Source organism: Natronococcus jeotgali DSM 18795 (assembly GCF_000337695.1).
Lineage (GTDB): Archaea > Halobacteriota > Halobacteria > Halobacteriales > Natrialbaceae > Natronococcus > Natronococcus jeotgali.
This window is the reverse complement of record NZ_AOIA01000126.1, coordinates 50,595-71,649: the sequence shown is the minus strand read 5'-3', so window position 1 is coordinate 71,649 and position 21,055 is coordinate 50,595. Positions and strand designations below refer to the sequence as shown.

The 21,055-nt window shown below is 64.9% G+C and carries 16 protein-coding genes; 3 read left to right on the top strand and 13 right to left on the bottom strand.

Going from position 1 to position 21,055, the window contains the following annotated elements:
- Positions 1 to 325 precede the first annotated feature (325 nt).
- From C492_RS14400 to C492_RS14390, 3 genes are all read right to left on the bottom strand, one after another.
- Positions 326 to 829 (bottom strand): DUF7342 family protein, encoded by a 504-nt coding sequence (locus C492_RS14400; RefSeq protein WP_193364864.1) that lies wholly within the window; start codon positions 827 to 829, stop codon positions 326 to 328.
- 347 nt (positions 830 to 1,176) lie between these two features.
- Positions 1,177 to 2,046, bottom strand: coding sequence for a succinylglutamate desuccinylase/aspartoacylase family protein (locus C492_RS14395; RefSeq protein ID WP_008424817.1), 870 nt, complete (start codon positions 2,044 to 2,046; stop codon positions 1,177 to 1,179).
- A 226-nt stretch (positions 2,047 to 2,272) separates the two neighbouring features.
- Positions 2,273 to 3,583 (bottom strand): nucleotide sugar dehydrogenase, encoded by a 1,311-nt coding sequence (locus C492_RS14390; RefSeq protein WP_008424815.1) that lies wholly within the window; start codon positions 3,581 to 3,583, stop codon positions 2,273 to 2,275.
- 606 nt (positions 3,584 to 4,189) lie between these two features.
- On the opposite strand from C492_RS14390, the gene C492_RS14385 reads away from it, so the two are divergent.
- Together C492_RS14385 and C492_RS14380 are read left to right on the top strand one after the other, a co-directional pair.
- A complete protein-coding gene (locus C492_RS14385) occupies positions 4,190 to 7,075 on the top strand; it encodes a M14 family zinc carboxypeptidase (RefSeq protein ID WP_008424813.1) in 2,886 nt (961 codons plus the stop codon).
- A 215-nt stretch (positions 7,076 to 7,290) separates the two neighbouring features.
- Positions 7,291 to 7,740 (top strand): zinc ribbon domain-containing protein, encoded by a 450-nt coding sequence (locus C492_RS14380; RefSeq protein ID WP_008424811.1) that lies wholly within the window; start codon positions 7,291 to 7,293, stop codon positions 7,738 to 7,740.
- Between the two features lie 922 nt (positions 7,741 to 8,662).
- Here C492_RS14380 and C492_RS14370 read toward each other — a convergent pair.
- Both C492_RS14370 and C492_RS14365 read right to left on the bottom strand, forming a co-directional pair.
- Positions 8,663 to 9,184: an AsnC family transcriptional regulator gene (locus C492_RS14370; RefSeq protein ID WP_008424807.1), complete on the bottom strand. Its 522-nt coding sequence runs from the start codon at positions 9,182 to 9,184 to the stop codon at positions 8,663 to 8,665.
- 127 nt (positions 9,185 to 9,311) lie between these two features.
- Positions 9,312 to 10,535, bottom strand: a complete 1,224-nt coding sequence (locus C492_RS14365; protein ID WP_008424805.1) for an acyl-CoA dehydrogenase family protein — start codon at positions 10,533 to 10,535, stop codon at positions 9,312 to 9,314.
- 119 nt (positions 10,536 to 10,654) lie between these two features.
- Here C492_RS14365 and C492_RS14360 point away from each other — a divergent pair, with 119 nt between their 5' ends.
- Entirely contained in the window at positions 10,655 to 11,734 is a 1,080-nt protein-coding gene (locus tag C492_RS14360; protein WP_008424803.1) for a phosphotransferase family protein, read from the top strand.
- A gap of 18 nt (positions 11,735 to 11,752) precedes the next feature.
- On the opposite strand, the gene C492_RS14355 is transcribed toward C492_RS14360, so the two are convergent.
- From C492_RS14355 to C492_RS14320, 8 genes are all read right to left on the bottom strand, one after another.
- Positions 11,753 to 12,520 (bottom strand): SDR family NAD(P)-dependent oxidoreductase, encoded by a 768-nt coding sequence (locus C492_RS14355; protein WP_008424802.1) that lies wholly within the window; start codon positions 12,518 to 12,520, stop codon positions 11,753 to 11,755.
- Positions 12,521 to 12,654: 134 nt separating this feature from the next.
- Positions 12,655 to 14,310 (bottom strand): long-chain fatty acid--CoA ligase, encoded by a 1,656-nt coding sequence (locus C492_RS14350; protein WP_008424800.1) that lies wholly within the window; start codon positions 14,308 to 14,310, stop codon positions 12,655 to 12,657.
- A gap of 28 nt (positions 14,311 to 14,338) precedes the next feature.
- The gene (locus tag C492_RS14345; RefSeq protein ID WP_008424799.1) at positions 14,339 to 15,055 is read right to left on the bottom strand and encodes an ABC transporter ATP-binding protein; all 717 of its coding nucleotides are present in this window, start codon (positions 15,053 to 15,055) and stop codon (positions 14,339 to 14,341) included.
- The gene (locus tag C492_RS14340; protein WP_049893076.1) at positions 15,052 to 15,819 is read right to left on the bottom strand and encodes an ABC transporter ATP-binding protein; all 768 of its coding nucleotides are present in this window, start codon (positions 15,817 to 15,819) and stop codon (positions 15,052 to 15,054) included. Before C492_RS14340 ends, C492_RS14345 begins: the two co-directional genes overlap by 4 nt.
- A complete protein-coding gene (locus C492_RS14335; protein WP_008424794.1) occupies positions 15,816 to 17,000 on the bottom strand; it encodes a branched-chain amino acid ABC transporter permease in 1,185 nt (394 codons plus the stop codon). Before C492_RS14335 ends, C492_RS14340 begins: the two co-directional genes overlap by 4 nt.
- On the bottom strand, positions 16,997 to 17,884 hold the full coding sequence (locus C492_RS14330; protein ID WP_008424793.1) for a branched-chain amino acid ABC transporter permease: 888 nt from the start codon (positions 17,882 to 17,884) through the stop codon (positions 16,997 to 16,999). Before C492_RS14330 ends, C492_RS14335 begins: the two co-directional genes overlap by 4 nt.
- A gap of 24 nt (positions 17,885 to 17,908) precedes the next feature.
- Positions 17,909 to 19,204 carry an ABC transporter substrate-binding protein gene (locus C492_RS14325; RefSeq protein WP_008424788.1) on the bottom strand — a complete coding sequence of 432 codons (1,296 nt, stop codon included), beginning with the start codon at positions 19,202 to 19,204 and terminating at the stop codon, positions 17,909 to 17,911.
- 1,083 nt (positions 19,205 to 20,287) lie between these two features.
- Complete coding sequence (locus C492_RS14320; RefSeq protein ID WP_008424786.1) at positions 20,288 to 20,905, bottom strand: plastocyanin/azurin family copper-binding protein; 618 nt, start codon at positions 20,903 to 20,905, stop codon at positions 20,288 to 20,290.
- Positions 20,906 to 21,055 lie beyond the last annotated feature (150 nt).

Below are 21,055 nucleotides of genomic sequence, written 5' to 3'. Positions count from 1 at the left end.
TCGGCATCTCGTATTGGAAATGGACTGGTCCTAACTCGGGATGGTCCGCATCGCGGTGCCAGCCGCAATTGAATCCCGTGTTTGGGTCGGCGTAGTGGATCCGGTAGCATTGCTCGTTCTGAGTGAACCGCCATTCGACGTCCACCCGAGGTTGCTCCGGACCGGTTGCTGGAACAACACGGGCGGGATCGATCTGTGCCCGGAGGAACGTTTTGACGATGCTGTCTGGTTGATACGCGACAGTTGTCACAACCGGATACCGCTGCAAGACGTCCTTGAGTCCCTCGTAGACCGCACTATCGGTCGTTCCTGAAAGACCCATTCGTCACGCCGAGATGGTGTCGCGTTTGGTGGCCCAGTCGTATTCGTTGAGTGCGGCGCGGATGACTGGCACTCGATCGGCGAGGTGTTCCCATTCGCTGGCGATCTCGCGGCGATCTTCTATCTCGTCGGTACTTTCGAGATCGGCAATGCTCGCTCGAAGTTCCCCCGGCGTCTCGACGTCGTACGTGGTTTTCCAATCCGTGATCTGCGTTCGCATCGACTCGAGAGCAGTCGTGAGCGCTTCCTGATCGTGCTCGCGCTGGAGTGTCGCAACCTCACGATACGTTGCCATGAGCTGATCGATGCCGTAGAGCGTCTGGTCTCCCTGTTCGATTTTTCGAAGAACGTTGTCCGCTACGAGTTGCTCGAGGTACTTCTGTGCGGTTTTCACCGAAACGTTCGTTTCGTCAGCGACCCACTGGGCGGTACGAGGCGTACGCAGTGTTCGCGCGGCAGCACGAACACGCTCCCCGCGCGTCATCGATTGTCGGCTGTCGTCGGGCATGTCTGTGCCTACGGCTTTCTAGAATATATATCCAGGGCACTGGAAATATATTAGGCTCCCTCGAGGGACGAGAGGATCGCGCCCTCGAGGACGCCGAGGGTGCTTCAGCCGGATCGGGACCACGCTCGCATACGTGTCCGGAGTGGAGGTCGAGTCCGCCCAGCCCGAGGCGTCCACCTCCCGGCAAGACGGCGGCCGACGTGAGGTGACTATCGACTACGTCGAGATCGAGGGTAGAAGTTTTCTATCCGTGAGGCGCTGAAATCACAAAACCGGATTAATCGCGAACGACGGATCGACCACGCCCAGCAGATCGAATCGCCGTCCCCCTGCGAGAACCTCCCGCCTCACTCCTCTCGAGCGCGGGCCTCGGGGAGGGTCACGTCGAACTCATGGTTCTCGAGCAGCTCCGCGACGAGGGACTCGGCCCACGCGGTTCGGGTGTCGAGGTCGGTGCCATGGCGGGTGACCTCGACCAGGTAGCCGGCGCGCTCGAGGTCGACCGACACCTTGTGGATCAGCCGCGGGTGGGCGCCCGCGAGCGTGTTGCCGAGCGTGAACTCGTAGTCGTCGGTCGCGTGGGCCGCGGGTCGAACGCGGGCGTCGGTGAGCGAACGGGCCGTGCGGGAGGCGATCTCTCGAGCCTCGCCGGCCGCGGACGGGAAGATGGCCTGGCCGAACCCGTCGGGACCGCGGGGCGAGTCCCAGATGCCCATCGAGCTGTGCAGGTCGACGACCGCCGCGGGGTCCGCCTCGTCGACGAGCGTCCAGATCGCCTCGGCGATCGGCGTCGTCGGGCGACCCGCGGGCGGGAACTGCTGGTTGAGGTCGCCGTCGGGTCCGACGTAGGTCTCGTCCCGCACCGCCGGCGCGTTCGCCTCGGGAACGACGATCAGCGTCCCGCGGTCGAACGTCCACTCGCGGACGCGGTGTGCGGCGTCGATGCCCGCCCGCTCGCTGCCGTGGACGCCACCGAGGACGACCGCGGTCTTCCCCGGCTTCGGCGCCTCGAGAACGTACGCAGGCGTTTCGTACCTCGTGTTCGGACGAAGCGTTCGTTGCTCCTCGGTGATCGACGGCGACTCCGCGGCGCGTCCCGGCCGAGCGCCGACGAGACCGCCGCCGAGGGCCGTCGCCGCGCCGAGGAGTACCGACCGTCTCGTGGACGCTCCCCGCCGCGGTGCTGCCGATCGATCGGTTCCGGATCTATCGACCATCGTAGGTGCTCCACTGATTCTCGCTCCGACACATAATGGTACCTGTAAGTATCCGTTTTTGAACCTCGACGACTCCCCCTCGACCGCGCAGGATCGCGTCGATCGCTCGCATCACCTCGAGCGACGACCGGATACCGCGGTTGCGGCGGGAGCGAACGCTAACAGTGGCGACGAACGTCCGAGGAACCACTGGCAATTCGGACGAGAACGAGCGAGTCGTCCCGGATCAGAGCGTCCGGTAGGTAAACGCCGCGGCCGACTCCTCGTCGAACGCGCCGTCGACGTCGACGAGCACGGGGTCGTCGGCCATGTCGTTGGCGAGCGAGCCCAGCGACAGGTCGCGGAACTCGCTGTGGGGCGTGCCGACCACGAGTCCGTCGAAGTCGGCGACCGACAGCGCGGGCTGGATCTCGATGTCGAACTCCTCGCGCATCGCGTCGTCGTCGGCGTGGGGGTCGTAGCCGACGACCTCGATCCCGTAGCTCTCGAGTTCCTCGATCACCTGGCCGATCTTCGAGGTGCGGATGTCGTCGACGTCGGGCTTGTAGGTCAGCCCCGCGACGAGCACACGGCTGTTCTTGAGCACCTTCTCGCTGTCGTTCAGCGCCCGCACGGTCATCTCCGCGAGGTGGTCGGACACCGACTCGTTGACCTCGCGGCTCGTCCGGATGAGCTCGGGGTCGAACCCGTGGCGCTCACTCTGGTAGAGCAGGTAGAACGGATCGACGGGGATGCAGTGCCCGCCGACCAGCCCGGGGCGGTAGTCGTGGAAGTTCCACTTCGTGCCCGCGGCCTCGAGCACCGCCTCCGTGTCCAGCCCGAGCTCATCACAGACCATCGCGAGCTCGTTCATCAGCGCGATGTTGACGTCGCGCTGGGTGTTCTCGACGCACTTGGCCGCCTCGGCGGTCTCGATCGAGGGCGCCTCGTGCAGCCCCGCGTCGACGACGGTGCCGTACAGCTCCACGAGGTCGTCGCGGGTCTCGTCGGTGAGCGCGCTGACGATCTTGACGACGTTGGCCAGCCCGTGCTCGCTGTCGCCCGGAACCATCCGCTCGGGCGAGTAGCCGACGCCGAAGTCCTCGCCCGCACGCAGGCCGGAGGCCTCCTCGAGGGCGGGGACGACGACTTCCCGGGTCGCGCCCGGATAGACGGTCGACTCGAGGACGACGGTGGTTCCCTCGGTCAGCTGTTCGCCGACGCTCCGGGCCGCGCTCTCGACGATCCCGAGGTTCGGCTTCTCGTTGTCGTCGACGGGGGTCGGCACGGCGACGATGACGAACTCCGCGTCGGCGATCGCCGCGCTGTCGGTGGTGTACTCGATCTCGCCGTCGGTGATAGCCTCGTCGCCGACGTCGCCCGTGGGATCGACCCCCGACTCGAGGGTCTCGACCTTGTCGGGGTCGACGTCGAACCCCGTCACGGCGTTGCCCGCCGCGTCGAAAGCCGCGGCCAGCGGCAGGCCAACGTACCCCAGCCCGACGACGCAGACGCTGGCGGATTTCTGGGTCGTCGTTCCGTACTGGTGTTCGGTCATGTGCTCCCCCTCGAGGGTCGGGTCGTCGAGGCGATTCGATCGGGACGCGTTCGTGTGGCTGTCATGGTGGGTGGAGGTGATACTGGCAGATCGTTCATCATCTATCACACCGAATGTACCGCGCCGCTGGTAGTCAAGTCTGATAGACCTTACGAGCTAGCTGGTAAATAGTTGGCGGGATGGGGATTAGTAATGCACGCGGAAACTCTCTCCCGGGAGAGAAACCGTCGGTTTGGCACCCCCTTCTCGCGGTCCCCTCCGGGCAGGGAACGAACCGAACCGTAGCGCTCGAGGCGGTCCCGACGACGCGCCGTCGACGACCGCCGCGGTGGCCGAGCCCGGCTGGCGACGAGCACAGGCGGTCAGTAACCGACTCCGGTACCGGAATTCCCGTCCCCGTTCCGGAGTCCCGTCGCTGCCGGAGACGAAACCGGCGAGGAGCGACGAGACCATCGGCCTCGGTTCGAACGCCGAGCCCGGAGGTCCGCCAAGGAAGTACGGTACGATAAAACTTCACGTACCAGTGAGTGACTGGGGGTACGAACGGTCTTTTGATCCGATCCGTGGTCGTGCTGAATCGGATACGATCCAGAAATAGATCAATATATGTCGACGCACGATCAACACCACGACGAAGCGGAACCAACGGACGACCGAACCGAGTACACGGCCGAGGAGGCGGCCGACCTCGAGGCCGACGCGTTCGACGGCGGCGGAATCGACCGACGGACGTTTCTGAGCGTCGCGGCCGCGACCGGGGCCGCGCTCGCCCTGCCGACGACCGTCTCGGCCGACGTCACCGACGACGCGCTCACCGACGTCGCCGAGTTCGCGGTCAACGCGACCGACGAGGACTACGAGGCGACGCTCGTCCTCGAGTTCGCCGACGGCGACGCCCTCGGGGCGTTCTACGACGAGTTCGGCGAGCCCGACTGGGAGATCGACGAGGACGACCGCGCCCCGAAGGTCGTCTACCGGGAGGCGCCGACCCCGGCGGCCCACGCCAGGCTCACCGCCGCGGAGCTCGAGGCCGCCCTCGAAGACGGCGGGATCGAGCACGTCGACTTCTCGCCGGGGGCGAACCCGTTCTGGAAGCTGGACGATCCCTACGGCGACTACGAGGTCTATCCGGAGTACGTCGAGGAGTACGACGTCTTCCCGTCCGTCGAGAGCGCCCGCGATTTCGTCTCCCACGGCGAGGTCGGGTGGGCCCTCGAACACCTCGAGGCCGAACACCCCGACATGGTCAACCTCGAGCGGATCGGGTACGGTCCCGGACACGAGAACCACGTCACGGGAGAGGATCCCGATCTCGGCGAGATCTACGTCGCGGAACTCACCAACGACGTGCAGGATCGGGAGGCCTTCGCCGAGAAGGACAAGGCCGTGTTCACCGTCGCGATCCACGGCAACGAGCAGGCCGGACGGGAGGCCGCCAGCCGTATTCTCGAGAACGCGGCGAAGGGCGAGTCCGAGGCGTTCAACCCGCTGCTCGACGACATCGCGATCGTCTACGTCTACATCAACCCCGACGGCTGGCTCGTCCGCGAGCCCCACGTCGGCGGGAGCGCGGACGACCCGACGATCAACCACGAGCGGGGGAACTCGACGGGGCTGGACACGAACCGCCAGTATCCGACGATTGGGTGGGTCGACCCGGCGTTCTGGCCCGCCGAACCCGCCGACGACCCCGGGATCCGCCCCGGCTACGACGTCGGCTACGAGGACATGGTCCCCGACGCGCTCGCGGCCGTCGAGCACCTCCGGGGCTACGACAACGTCGAGTACCTCTGCGATTACCACATGATGGGGTGGGCCGACTCGATGGTGCTCAACCTCGAGTCCAACGCCACCTACGAACACGACGGCACGCACAACTTGGACGAGGTCAACCGCCGGATCAACGACGCCATGACCGACCGCTGGGGCGGGCCCGAGGCGATCGCCGAGGACACGATCCGGGCCGGCCGGGACACGGCCGACCACGAGGAGTACGTCCCCGAGACGCTGCAGAACTACGGCTCGATCTACGACTCGCTGGAGTACAACATCACGGGCGGGCTGCTCGGCTGGGCCGGCATCGAGGAGGAACGGGGCGGGCTCGGCGCCGTCACGGTCGCGCCCGAACTCGGACTGCGCGATTTCCAGAACTGGCGGCCCTACGTCGAGCGCCACCTCGAGACGGCGTACTTCCTCTCGATGCGCGAGTTCGCCGAGCTGTGCGCCGCGGATACCGACGCGACCGTCGCCACCGACGACAGCGACGTCGCCTACGTCCGCTCCGAGACGCTCACCCGCTCCTCGGCCGACCTCTCGCACACGCCCGACGACGGTAGCCCCGGGAAGGGAAAGGGCAAGGGGAAGGGCGAGAGCGAAAACGGATCCCACGGTGCCGCGTCCGGCGACGGCGGGACCGAGGTTCGGTGTCGCGCCGATCGCCTCGGCGCCGAACCGACGCCCGTCGACGTCACCGAGAACACCCAGACGGTGTCGGTGTGTTTCCTCGGCGGCGGCGAGGACGGCGTCGTCCGCCTCTGCGACCCCGACGGGGAGCCCGTCCGGGAGATCGACCTCTCGGAGCACGACGCCGACGACTGCTGTATGACCGACCCCTCGAGTCTCTTCTTCAGCACTCCCGACGCGGGCGAGTGGACCCTCCAGTACGACGGCGACGGGGAACTCGCCGTCGAGATCGTCGTCGTCGACAGCGACGAGGAACATCCCGACCCCGAGGTCGTCCTCGGCTACAGCCAGCAGGACTACGAGGTCAACCCCCTGGCGTTCTTCGAGGACCTCGACCCGTTCCTCGAGGACGGCTCGATCGAGGGCATCAGCGTCCACCACGTCGGCGTCGGGCGCCTGCTCAAGGGCAACTCCGGCAAGCGCCACTACGACGAGCTCGTGATCGCCCACGACGACGGGATCGACGACCCCGACTACGTCGCCGCGATCGAGGCGTTCGTCGAGGCCGGGGGCGACCTCGTGTTGACCGACACCGGGCTCTACCTGCTCGACGTCCTCGAGGTCGGCGACGCCGCCGACTTGAGCGCCGCGGACATCGCGTCGACGACGATCACGATCGCCAACCTCGAGGACCGGAACTTCGATCACCACCTGCTGACCGACCTCCGGGAGATCCAGCGGGAGATCTGGAAGAGCCCGCAGATCGGCTACTCGGCGAACGAGTCCGACCAGCCGATCACGGTGATCGACGATGACGCCTTCGAGGCCGCGGGCGGCGAGGTCGCGGGCCGGATGGACGGCGCCGACGCGGCGGGCGTCGCCGCCGGCTCGCTGTCGGCGGGCGACGCCGAGATCAACCTGATCGGGTCGGCGCTGCCGCCGGCGTTCCAGGAGTACCTCCACCCGTTCGGCATGGCCGACCACGCCCTGTCGTTCATGGGCCACACGATGATGTGCAACGCCCTGGGCTTCGAGCAACGGCGCTTCGTCGACGGCGAACTCGTCGGCACCTGGGGCGAGCTGCGCTAGCGGCGACCTCCGTCCCCGACCGATTCCGCCTCGAGAGCGAGCGATCGTCGCCCGGCAACGGCCGTGCGCGCGGACTCCCGCTGTTCACCGTTTCTGACGCTTCGCGCTCGAAACGGGGAACCGTCCCTGGAGGGAAGCGCTGGATCGGACGTCGACGCCGTCACAGTATCGATTCAAGGGGGAGGACTTATCCTTACTGACCGTCTAGTCAGGATATGTCCCAGACGACCTCCCGGAAGCGACCGTGGCTCGCGGCGCTACTCGCAGCGCTCGTCACCGGACTGGGCCACCTCTACCTCCGACGATTGCGCCGCGCCGTCGGCTGGCTCCTCGCGTCGCTCGTCGTCACGACCCTCTTCGTCGATCAAGGGGCCTTTCAGACGCTCATCGACGGAACCGTGACCCTCGAGACGGTGCTCGCGGTCGCGCCGATGTACGCCGTCATCGGGCTCAGCGTCCTCGACGCGTACCGAATCGCCCGAACGCCGACTCCGGACCGTCGGTCGGCCGCACAGTCCGCCGACGGGGACGCCACCACCTCCTGTCCGCACTGCGGGAAGGAACTCGACGACGACCTCGAGTTCTGTCACTGGTGTACGACCCCGCTCGGCGACGACGTCGCAGACGAGTCGGCGACGGACGCACCCGAGGATTCCCATCGCTGAGACCCGCTGCCTCGAGCGACGGACCGTTCGTGGCCGTTCCCGGTTCGCGGCCCGTGACTTCTCCCACGACTAATGTCGTGGGCGTTCTCCTCGAATTTCTGTAACCCTCCGCTGGCGGACGGAGTCGCTCGGCTCGACCCGACCGTCCTCTCGCGTACGCTTCTCGCCGCTCGGACGGACCGAACGCTCGAGCGGGCAATCGGACGGGCGATCGATCCCGACGGAAGCGCCGAACGTTCGATCGTCTCGAGCGACGCGTCGCCGTCGCTTCGACGCGCTCGCGATTCGACGCGGTCTCGAGAGACGTTACTATTATAGATACTGCTAACTAGTCTGGCAATTATAGCGAGTATCGGTTCGAATAATGGAGTTGGGGATTCGTTGCTGGAATATAATTGGGTAAATTTGCTGAATGAGGTGGTATAGTGGCGGTATCCCAGATTACAGGTCCAGTAGCGAAAATCCGTACTGAATATCCCGAGTATAGGTTGGTATTGGAGGTATTTATGGCTATTATACCCACATATACAGGGATAGCCGAAGTAAAAGATGATGATCGAGGATACAGACACAACCAGACGCAGTGTTCGAGTACCTATCAGAGAAACGGTAATATCTCCTTCTACTAAGAACTCGAGTATGAATCGCCTCGCCGACCGCCGCGATCTCGTGAGCGCAGCCGAGAGGAGACGTCCGGTCTCGAGACGCCGTCTCGCAGAACCGAGTCCCGGATATTTACAGAAGTACGGTTGTACACCAGCCGGTCCCTATCGGAATTGCGTTCCCGACCGACATAAAGTTACGGGTCGTAATCTATACGACCGTATCCAAACGAGCAGTAAGGAAAATCGGCGTAATTAGAACTGGTTGCAAGCAGGTCCGTCTCGGTCCATCGAAACGATCCCCGTCATACGCGCCGCCCTCACTCCTCCCCGAGGAGGGACTCGAAGATGCGCGGATCGGCGTTGAACTTCAGCACGTTCGTGACGACGGTGTTTCGGAGGTCGAGCAGCAGGTCGCCGTGGTTCTTGTAGAAGTCGTGTATCCACTTCGACTCCTGTTCTCGGTCCCGAAAGACCATCACCGACTTCCACTGGTACTGCCCGTCGGCCAGGAAAAACAGGAGCGTGTGCTCGTCTTCCTGGATGAACTCGAGGGCGTCCCGCCACTCCGCGTCGAAGTTCGGCGGGAAGAACTGGTACTCGAACAGGCTGAAAAACAGGAACTCCTCGTTCGGGATCACCGCCTCGCGGAACACGCCCGCCTCGCGCATCTTCCGGATCGACTCGCTGATCGTGACGCGCGAGGTCTCGATGTCGTGTTTGGACTCGAGTCGGTCGCGGATCTCCTGTGCCGACAACGTTGGGTCGTTGGCGAGCTCGCTGAGGATGTACGTGTCCCGCTCTTTGAAGTTCCACTCCGGTTGGGTCTTCTTCTCGCCCATACGTTCGTCTCGGTGGAATACGCCGTCAGTCTTCCGATCGGTACACGGACCCCCGGGCACACGACGGTTCCGGACGGCCAGTAGCTAGCCGTCGATCGCGACGGGGATGGGCCCGAAGCCGCCCTCGCTATCGACTCGGCTGGCCGAACCGCGTGATCGGTTCCAGCTCCGCCTCGTCGACGTCCTCGAAGGCGGCGCGCGCGATGACGCGTCGGTGGACCTCGTCGGCGCCGTCGACCAGGCGGAACTGCCGGACGGACTCGTAGAAATCCGAAAGCGGCAGGTCCTTGCCGATCCCGTTGGCGCCACAGCACTGGACGGCGAGGTCGATCGTCTCCTGGGCCACGTTGGCGGTGAAGACCTTGCACATCGAGACGGGGACGCGCGCTTCCCCGCCGGCGGCGATCCGGTCGGCCGCGTCCCGGATCGCGGTTCGGGCCATGTGGAGCCGCGTCTCGGCGTCGGCGACGCGGTGGCGAATCGACCCCTTCTCGGAGAGGGTCGACCCGAACCCCTCGCGCTCGCTCGTGTACGCCTTCGCGATCTCGAGTGCGCGTCCGGCCATCCCGGAGTAGCGCATGCAGTGGGTCAGCCGCGCGGGGCCGAGCCGTTCCTGGGCGTGGACGAACCCCTGGTTGCGCTCGCCGAGCAGGTGTTCGTCGGGAACGCGCACGCCGTCGTAGCGGATCTCGGCGTGGGACACACCGCGGATCCCCCCGCCCGTGTGCGGAATGTTTCGAACGACGTCGACGCCGTCGGCGTCGGCCGGCACCAGAAACAGCGAGCAGCCCTCGTAGGGGTGGGCGTCCTCGTCGGTCCGCGCGAGGACGATGAGGACGTCCGCCTCGACGCCCTGGGTCGTCCACCACTTGTGGCCGTCGATCACCCACTCGTCGCCGTCTCTCTCGGCGGTCGTCCGGATCATCTTCGGGTCGGAGCCCGCCCCCTGAATCGGTTCGGTCATCGAGAACCCGGAGGCGATCTCGCCCTCGACCAGCGGCTCGAGGTAGGTCTCCTTCTGGGTCTCGGTGCCGAACATCTCCAGGGTGTGCATGTTCCCCTCGTCGGGGGCGTCGACCCGCATCGCGACCGGGCCGAGGAGGCTGCGGCCCGCCTCCTCGAAGGCCGGCAGCGCGTCCCGAAAGCTCGCGCCCATCCCGCCGTACTCCTCGGCGATCTGGGGCGCGTAGACGCCGTACTCTCGCGCCGCTTCGCGGAGATCGGCCACCGTCCCGCTCGAGGCGGTGACGCCGCCGGCTCGGGAGCGCTCCAGCGGCAGGACGACCTCGTCCATCAGCTCGCGTGCGCGCTCCGCGAGTTCGGTCGCTTGGTCTGAGTCATCGTACCTCATATACTCACGTATTTCGGAACGAGTACCTATATCTACCGCTCCGGGTCGCAGAATCGAAACGGAGGGAGCCGAAGTGCTTAACCCGGTCTCTCTCGAACGTGGAGACACCGTGATAGAGAATGACGAACGACAACTATCTCGATCGACTGGTTGACGAAGCGTCGTTGCGCTCGTACCTCGCGGCGGCGCTCGGCGAAGCCAACCGACTCGACGTCGAGCGGGTGGACGAGGGCCACTCGAACGAGACGCTGTTCGTCGCGTGGGACGACGAGGAGCTGGTCGTTCGACGGCCGCCGCCGGGCGAGACGGCCGACACCGCACACGACGTCCTGCGGGAACACCGCGTCGTCTCGGCGCTGCAGGACACCGACGTCCCCGTCCCCGAGACGGTTCTGGCCTGCGAGGACCGCGACGTCCTCGACAGCGAGTTCTACGTGATGCGCCGGCTCGAGGGCGACGTGATTCGGGCCGAGGAACCGGCGTGGCTCGACGGGCCGGACGCGCGCCGAGCCGTCGGCGAGGAACTCGTCGCGACGCTCGCGTCGATCCACGGCGTCGACTATGACGCCGTCGGCCTCGGGGAGTTCGGCCGTCCCAGCGGCTTCACCGACCGCCAGGTCGAGCGGTGGCGCGGCCAGTTCGAGTGGGCCCTCGAGACGACCGCCGAGCACCGAGAACTCGAGGCCCTGGATCGCGTCACCGAGTGGCTCGAGTCGAACGTTCCCGAAACGCACCCCGAAACCCTCGTCCACGGCGATTTCAAGCTCGACAACGTGATGTTCGCGCGGCCGGAGGCGGGAACGGACGGCGACCCGGAGACGCTCGCCGTCTTCGACTGGGAGATGGCGACGCTTGGCGATCCGTTCACCGACCTCGGCTGGATGCTCTCGTTCTGGTATGACGAGGGCGATTCGGACCCGCCGATCCCGGGGCTGTACCCGACGATCACGGCTCGAGACGGCTACCCCTCCCGGCGAGAGCTGATCGAGCGATACGAGCGCCACACCGGGCTCTCGTTCGACGAGCCGCGGTTCTACCTTGTCCTCGCGACGTACAAGATGGCCGCCCTCGGCGAGATGTTCTTCGCCAGGCACCTCTCGGGCGACAGCGACGACCCCCTCTACCCGAAGATGGAAACCGGCGTCCCGGCGCTGCTCGACCGAGCGGTCCGGCTCGTCGACGGCACGTACGATATCTAATCGCCGGGCGACCCGCGACTACCGCGCGGTCCAGCCGCCATCGGCCGCGATCACGCTTCCGGTTACGTAGCTCGCGGCGTCGCTCGCGAGGAACACTGCAGGGCCGGCGATCTCGGCCGGCTCGGCGAACCGATCCAGGGGCGTCCGCTCTAAAATCGACCGCCGGAGCTGATCGTTCTCCCGGAGCTCCTCGGTGAGCTCCGTCGTCACGTACCCGGGCGCCACCGCGTTCACGCGGACTTCCGGCGCCCAGTCCAGCGACATGCTCTTCGTGAGTCCGACGAGCCCGTGCTTTGAGGCGACGTAGGGGTGCTGTCGCGGCAGCCCGACGAGCCCGCCGACGCTGGCGACGTTGATCACCGACCCGCCGTCGCTCTCGAGCAACGCGTCGGCGGCCGCGGCCGCGACCCGGTGGGCGCCGTTCAGGTTGACCTCGACCACGCGATCGAAGCTCTCGGCCGAGACGTCCTCCGGACGGCCGAGCGCGTCGTCCGGGTTGAACCCCGCGTTGTTCACGACGACGTCGATCGACCCGAACTCGGCCGCGGCTCGCTCGACGGCGTCCGCGACCTCGTCGGCGTCGGTGACGTCGGCCGGAACGGCGAGGGCGTCGCCCCCGTCGTCCCGGATCTCCTCGGCGACGGCCTCGATCTCGTCGGTCGACCGCGCCGAGGGTACGACCGCCGCGCCGGCGTTTGCGAGCTCGATCGCGATCGCGCGTCCGATCCCGCGTCCGCCGCCGGTGACGAGCGCGACTCGGTCTGACAGGTCGAAGAGTGCAGTCATCCGATCGGAGTATGCGACCTTCGGCGCCTAACCTTTTCGCATCGTGTCAGATCGGCAGGGAGACGAGCGCCGCGCTCGAGGCGGCGGTTCCGGTACCACGCCGAAAAACGGGAATTCGGTCGTTCGCGGGCGGGCTACTCCGGTTTCGCGTCGGATTCGCCCGGTGCGAACCTGAGCCGCGGATCGTCGAACCGCTCGCGCAGCGAGAGCTTGTCGAACTTCCCTGTCGCAGTCTTGGGGATCGCCTCGACGACGCGCACCTCGTCGGGTAGCCACCACTCGGGGAACTCCCCTTCCCGCTCGAGGAACGTGTACAGTTCCTCTCGATCGGTCTCAGTTCCCTCGTCGAGGACGACACACGCCAGCGGTCGCTCCTGCCACCGCTCGTGAGAGACGGCTACGACCGCCGCCTCGATCACGTCCGGGTGCGCCATCAGCGCGTTCTCGAGTTCGATGCTCGAGATCCACTCGCCGCCGCTTTTGATCACGTCTTTCGTGCGGTCGACGATCTCGACGTAACCGTCCTCGTCGATCACCGCGACGTCGCCGGTCTTCAGCCAGCCGTCCTCGAACTCCTCGGCGTTGGCGTCGGGTCGCTGGTGATACTCGTTGACCACTGTCGGGCCGCGAACCCACAGCTCGCCGACGCTCTCGCCGTCCCACGGCTGGGTCTCGCCCGTCTCGGCGACGAGTTTCATCTCGAGTCCGGGGGAGGGAAGCCCCTGCTTGCGGCGCTTCCGATAGCGATCCTTCCGGCTCCAGTCGTCCATCCACGACTTCGGACGCGACACCGAGCCGATGCTCATGGTTTCGGTCATCCCCCACGCGTGCTCGACGGCGACGTCGTACTCGTCCTCGTAGCGCCGCATCATGTCGGCCGGCGCGGCGCTGCCGCCGACGACGATTCGCTCGAGACTCGACAGTGGGTTCTCGTACTCGTCAGCCTCGTCGAGGTGTGAGAGCACGTCGATCCACACGGTCGGCACGCCCGCGGTCAGCGTGACGCTCTCCTCGTCGATGAGCGAAACGAGGTCCGCGGGAGTTGGCGACGGTCCCGGATACACCTGTGTCGCTCCGGCCATCGTCGCCGCGTACGGGAACTCCCAGGAGTTAACGTGGAACATCGGGACGACCGGCATGACGACGTCAGTCTCTCTGATCCCGATCGCCGCGGGCGTCATCACCATCATCGAGTGCGCGTACAGCATCGCCTGCGTGTACTCGACCCCCTTCGGGCGGCCGGTCGTCCCCGACGTGTAACACATCCCCGCGGGCTGGGAACCCTCCAGCGGCGGCAGCGCGTCTACGGGTTCGTGTTCGGCGACGAGCGCTTCGAGGGTGGTAACCCCTCCATCGAGTTCCGACGCCGCGTCCGGGACCGTCTCGCCCATCACGACCAGCTGATCGACAGACAGGTCGTCCCAGAGCCGGATGATCGTCTCCAGCGGATCGCCCGGATCGACGAACAGGATCTCGTCGGCGGCGTCCTCGACGATGTAGACGATGTCGTCGTCGCCGAGTTGGACGTTGATCGTGTGTAACTGCGCTCCCGACAGTGGCGCGGCGAAGTACGTCTCCAGGTGACGGTGGTGATTCCACCCGAACGTGCCGACGCGATCTCCCGGCCCGAGTCCCAGATCCCGGAGCGCAGCGACGATCGATCGGACCCGTTCTCCGAACGTCTCGTACTCGTAGGCGTGCGTTCCGTCGTGTGTCCGCGAGACGAGCCGTTTCTCCGGGAACAGTCGCGTCGATCGCCATAGGAACGGCCGTAGTGTCAAGTCGTTCATATCGTATCTCCTCGGTAGTGTGTCATCGTTACGCGATCTCCTCCGGGGACACGGCGAGGTACCGCTCGAGGAGGTCGTCCCGTTGCTGTAACTCCTCGATCGTCCCCTCGTACACGATCTCACCGGTGTCGATGATGTAGCCGCGAGTAGCGAGATCGAACGCGAAGTTGACGTTCTGTTCGGAGAGCAGCACCGTTACGTCCTCCGAGACCACGTCGTGAAGCATCTCCCGGAGATCGTCGACGATCACCGGTGCCAGCCCCTCGGTCGGTTCGTCCAGCAGCAACACCTTCGGTCGCTGGATCAGCGCGCGCGCGACGGCGAGCATCTGTTGTTCGCCCCCGCTCATGTTCTGTCCCTGGTTCGACCGTAACGGATCGAGCACCGGGAACAGCTCGTACATCTCCTCGACCGGGCGCGGGTCGTCGGCGAGCTTGTGCGCTAACGTCAGGTTCTCCTGGACGGTCAGCGTGGGAAAGACGCGCCGATCCTCCGGAACGAGGTTGACGCCGAGTTCGTTTCTCTCGTCCGGGCTCAGTCCGTCCAGGTCGGCGCCATCGAATCTGACCGTTCCATCTCGCGGTGGCGTTACGCCCATGATCGAGCGCATGGTCGTCGTCTTCCCCGCGCCGTTTCGGCCGAGCAGGGCGACGACCTCTCCTTCAGCCAACTCGAGGGACACGTCGTGCAACACGTGACTGTTGCCGTAGTACGTGTTGATCTCGTCGAGCTCGAGAACCGTCATAGGGCCTCACTCCCCAGGTAGGCTTCCGTCACGCGTTCGTCCGCCAGCACCTCCGCGGGCTCGCCTTCGGCCAGCACGGCCCCGTCGGCGAGCACCACGATCCGGTCCGAGATGTCGGTGACGACGTCCATATCGTGTTCCGTGACGACGAACGTCGCGTCGATCTCGTCGTTCAGGCGGTGGATGAGCGACACGATCTTCCGGGTTTCCGTCGGATTCATGCCCGCGGTCGGTTCGTCGAGCAGGAACACGGTCGGTTCGATCGCGAGCGCGAGCGCGATCTCGACCTTTCGCTTCTCGCCGTGGCTGAGCTCGTCGCACTCGGTGTCGGCGTACTCGGCGAGATTCGTCAGCTCGAGGAGCCAGTCGATCTGCTCGTTCGCCGCCTCGTTGCTGCCGGCTCTGGAGCGGAAATCGAGCGTCCGCCCCTCGCGAGCGATCCGCGCGACCCGCAGGTTTTCGCGCACGGTGAGCCCCTCGAAGACGTTCGTAATCTGGTACGATCGGGAGAGTCCCCGCCGGGCGACCTCGTGGGGCGGATCGTCGGTGATCTCCCGTAACTCTCCGTCGGACCGCAGCCGGATCGCACCGGACGTCGGCTCGAGCACGCCGGTCAACAGGTTGTAGAAGGTCGTCTTCCCCGCGCCGTTCGGCCCGATGATACTCGTCACTTCCTCGTCGTCGATCTCGAGGGAAACGCCGTCGACCGCGGTTAGCTGACCGAACTGTCTCGTGAGTCCGTCCGTCTGGAGTACCACTGTCATCGTTCAACACCTCCGGTGTCGGACTCGGAGGCGTCCGAGTCTCGACGCAGTTTGTTCGTTGCGGATTCGCGAACGAATCCGACGGCGGCGTTCGCGCCGCCCCGGCGGTACGCGGCCTGAACGTCGAGCAGCCAGGTGCGGAGCATGTAGAGCCCGCCGGCTGCGCCGACCTTGAAGTACAGAACGACGAGAATGATGAGAACGCCCATAAAGAACTCCCAGTGGGCCTCGAGCGCCGGATAGCGACTGATTCCCCACCGGGCGTAGAGGTAGACGAAGGCGCCGATGATCGGTCCGGCGAAGTAGGTCGCGCCGCCGATGACCGTCGCGACGACTGCCGTCGCGCTCTCGGACCAGTGGGCGTGGTAGGGCGATGCGACGTTAGACAGTCCGGCGATCAGCACGCCGGCGATGCCGACGAACGCCGCGGAAACGATAAACGTCATCCACCGATGGAATCGAACGTCGACTCCCAGTGCCGCAGCGCGCTCGGGGCTCTCTCGAATCGACTTACAGATCGTCCCGAACGGGGAGTTCACGATCCGCCAGATACCGTACGTCGACGCGCCGACGATTCCCAGGGTGAGGTAGTAGTAGATCTGTCGGTCACCGAGTCTAAACTCCGCGCCGCCGATCTCGGTGACGCCGAGCAGAACGTTGATCCCGTCGGATCCGGCCGTCAGTCCCTGCGGGTTCTGAATGATAACCGAGTACACCAGCATTCCGAACGCAAGGGTGATCAGCGCGAAGTAGATCTCCTCCAGTCGCACGCTCAGCCAACCGATGGGAACGGCCATCGCGATCACCAGCGAGACGGCGAAGACGGCGCCGAGAACCCACGACACGAGCGGAGCCGGTCCGGCGCCGACGACGTTGGAAACGTACGGCTCGCTCTCCTGTAGGAAGATCGCCAATCCGTACGAGCCGCCGGCGAGAAACATCGCGTGACCGAACGAGAGGAGCCCGGTGTACCCGTACAGGAGGTTGAACGCGAGCGCGAACAGGGCGATGATCAGAAACTCCGTGAACAGGTAGATCTGAAACGATGGAGCGACGACGCCGAACAGGAGCAACCCGAGCGAGAGAAGGACAACGCATCGCTCCCTCGTCCATCCGTTTCGAACCGCGTCCCTGGTGAACTCGCCGATACGTGACGTGACCGAATCGTCGTGCGTACTCATTCTCCTAACCCTCCGAACAGCCCCTCCGGTCGAACCAGCAGAACGAGAACCATCGCGAGGAAGGGAATCGCGATGTGTCCGGCCGCGATGAAGCTCGGTCCGATCGCCTGCATCAGCCCGACGAACATCGCGCCGACGAACGCGCCGAACATCGATCCGAGGCCGCCGATGACGACGATGATGAACGCGTCGATGATGACCTGTTCGCCCAACGCCGGGCTGGTCGACTGAAGCGGCGCCGAGAGCGCTCCGCCGAGTCCCGCCAGGAAACTGCCCAGGAAAAACACGCCGGTGTACAACCGCGGAACGTCGACGCCGAGCATCGACGCCATCTCGCGATCGGAGGACGTCCCCCTCACGAGCGCCCCGAAGTACGTCCTCCTGATAAACAGCCAGAGGGCGGCCATCACGACGAGCGCCGCGACGATAACGAACAGTCGATAGGCGCTGAACGTGCTTCCGGACACCGACACCGAGAACGCGAGCGCGTCCGGCGCCGGGGTCGAGTACGGCTGGGATCCCCAGACGAACCGAACCACCTCGTGGATCACGAGGACGAAGCCGAACGTGACGATCAGCTGATCGAGGTCGGCTTCGACCCTGTCGTACAAGGGTCTGATCGTCCCAACTTCGATCAAAACGCCGATAACGCCGACGCCGATCGCACCGGCTACGACGCCGATCCAGAAGTTGTCGATTACCTGGGTGGTGAACGCGAGCGCGAGGTACGCGCCGATCATGTACAGTGCCCCGTGAGCGAAGTTGAGTACCCCCAGGACGCCGAAGATAAGACTCAGCCCGACGGCGATGAGGAACAATCGACTCCCGAGGCTCAGCCCGATCACCAGGTCCGATACGCTAACGAACGATAGTGTACTGATCATTGGTGGATAGGTGCGATTCGTCGTTCAGACTCCCGTCGGAAGGTCCGAGCCGGCGTCCTCGAGCGCCTGTTGCATCTCTTCGGGCGACGGGTCGGACACCTCGAGCGAGTCGAGGACGTTGCTCTCGTACTCGTCGTCGTAGCTGACTTCGCCCCAGATCGCCGGCACCGTCGCCTGATTCGTTTCCGGCGCGAACGCGTACTCGCCGACCGGGCCCGTGTGCTCGCTCTCCTCGAACGTACTCCGGATCTCGTCGGCGTTGGTACCCGCCTCCTCGATCGCGTTCCGGTACAGGTAGACCGCCCGGTACGCGCCCTCCGCGTTGTACGTCGGCAACGTGTCGTACTCCTCGACGTACGTCTCGCGGAACTCGTTGTTTTCCTCGGTATCGGGTTCGAACGGGTCGTAGCGCGTGGATGCGAGCTCTCCCTCCGGAAGCGGCGATCCGTCCGCCGGGAGGTCCGTACCCATCCCGACGCTGAACAGCGTGTACTCGATCTCGTCGAACCAACCCGACTGCTCGGCCTGTCCCAGGAACGTCGTCAGGTCCGAACCCCACAGCGGGGTAATCACGCCGTCGGGCTCCGCGTCGAGAATCGAACTGATGTAGGGACTGTAGTCGCTCTCCTCGAGCGCCGGGAACTGTTCCTCGGTGAACGCCGTGTCGACGCCGATTCCCTCGCAGTACGCCTGGAAGTAATCCCACGTCTCGTACCCGAACGCGTAGTCCGGTCCGATCGTTGCCCACTCGTCGAGTTCCAGGGTCGCGGCGACTTGCGCCGCGCCGTACATGTCGTGGCTGAGGCTATTGGAGTTGCGGAACACCCACTCGTTCCCAACCGAGTTGTCGTGTTCACCCTCGGGCGACGTCAGAAACGGCGTCGCCGCGTGGGTCGCCATCAGCGGCATCTGATACTCTTGTACCTGCGGCGCTATTGATTGAGCGACGGAACTGCTGTCGAGTCCGAAGAGTCCGTCGACGTTCTCTTCCTCGATCAGGCTCGTCATCTGCCGGATTCCCGCGTTCGGATCGCCCTCAGTGTCGCGCGAGATAATCTCGACGTCCTGTCCGTCGATCCCGCCGTCGTTGTTGATCTCCTCGACCGCGAGTTCGTACCCGCGTTCGGCCTCCTCGCCGTACAGCGATCCGAAGCCGGAAAAGATGTACAGTGCACCCAGGGAGATCGTGTCGTCGCCACCGCCGAGACACCCGGCGACGGTCGTTACCGCTGCTCCCCCCGCAGCCCCCTTCAAGAAGGTTCGTCGATCGAGTCCGTTTCGACCGTTCTGGACGTCGTCCGTGCACGGCTTGCCAGCCATGCGTGTGGTATTACCAGCCATTACGCTCTAGGCTATTAGTGAGAAGGGCACGTATATAATAATAGTGGACATTGGCGATATGTCACGTTGTCTCCGGAACGATCAGGAAGATCCGCAGTCAGGGCCGCCGCCAGCGAGATCCCCGAGACCTGCTCGAGATGTCGACGAAGAACGATCCGTGCGGTAGACGTCCCGGTACCGCTCGGTTCGACGCTCGAGCGGGGACGCCCCCGCCGATCGAACCCGATCGAGTCGGAGTCTGGACAGACATATGGTAACTGATAACAAATATCGCTCTGATGGCGATATAGTTATGTATGTATACCACATTATTATAGAGAACGAACCAAGGCAGTCAGGAACCCCATGATTTGAAAACTCGTAGTCAAAACTCGAGTCTTCAGGCAGTAATGAGCCGCCTTTACGGGTTCGGATCGATCCTCTCGGCTACCCGAAGATCGCGTAACGCGTACACGTCCGGACGACCAATAACGGCCGACAGATCGATGAATACCGCGGATCGTCCGGACACGGAACTTCCGCGTCTATTACCACGATAATTCCTAGTAGTCCCAATTCTAAACTATATTCCTGGTCGTATAGTACCCTATCATAAGCAAGATAATACGTGTCTGGCGGAGTGACGACGCTCTCTCGGCGCGACTCGAGAGGGACTCGCACCTCGAACGCGAACCTGGCGACCGTCGGGTGCCCGCGTGGAAAGGCCACGGGCCGACTGTCACGAACTGATGGCAGACGGTACTTTCAACGTGCTACTCGAAAAAGACGGGACCGAGGGTTTCTCGACGCGAGGGACACAGACGGGGTGTGTCAGAAACCGACGTGACCCGACGCGAGTCCCCCTCCGTCCCTGGGAACGTTTGGCGCCCTTCCCGTATAAGTTTCTGGTTCAACTCCGGCGATAAACCGACCGAACCCCAGAAACCACCGCACGAGCGCTCGAGACGGGCGAGCTTCCCTCGAGCGTTCCACTCGTCTTGCAGTAGCTCCGCCGCAGGCAAAACGGAGGCGAAAGGCCACCCGGAGGCGTCACTCTCTCGAACCACTCGACCCCGAGGCGATTTACGGACGTTCGATTTCGATGCGTCCGCACTGCCCCCAATCGGCGTGGATCTCGCAGACGTACTCGGCCATTCGCTCGTCCGCCTCGATCTCGAGCGACTGCGTCGCTCCCTCAGTTGCCATTAGTTCGGTTTCGTAGTCGTCGACGACCTCGCCGTTGTCGTCCCAGATCTCGACGTTGTGCGGTTGCCCGTCCGCGTTCTTCCAGGTGAGGACGTACTCTCGCCCCGGCGCGAGCACGAGCGCCGGATTTGTCTCGCCCTCGATACGCTTCGGTTCGATCCCCGTCCATCCGGCGGTCGTGGCGCTCAGCACGATCTCCTCCACGCCCGTCCACGCTTCGCCGCCGGTCGGGGTGTCGCGTTCCTCGTCCGCCTCGGTGGCGTTCGTGCGTTCCGTCTCGTTTTCGTCGCCGTCGTCGGGTCCTCCCGTCGGACCGTCGGCGTCGGGCTCTCCCGCCGGATCTTCGTCGCCGTCCCCGCTTGAGTCGCCGTCGGCTCGCTCGTCTTCGCCGCTCGTCTCGGAACCGCCGAGGCAGCCAGCGACGAGAGCAGTCGTCGCCGTTCCCGCGGTGAGCCTCAGCGTCTGGCGTCGGGAGACGTGTCCTGTGTATCTCATAATCTGAGTTTCATTCTGATTGACTATAGCTAGGAGGGAGCTAATGCGGGTTTAACCGACCGTAAATTCACGTCGCGGACCGCCCGTCGACCGTTCGGACGACGGACGAGAAGACCGACACGTACCGCGCTTCGAATCAAAACGCCTTCG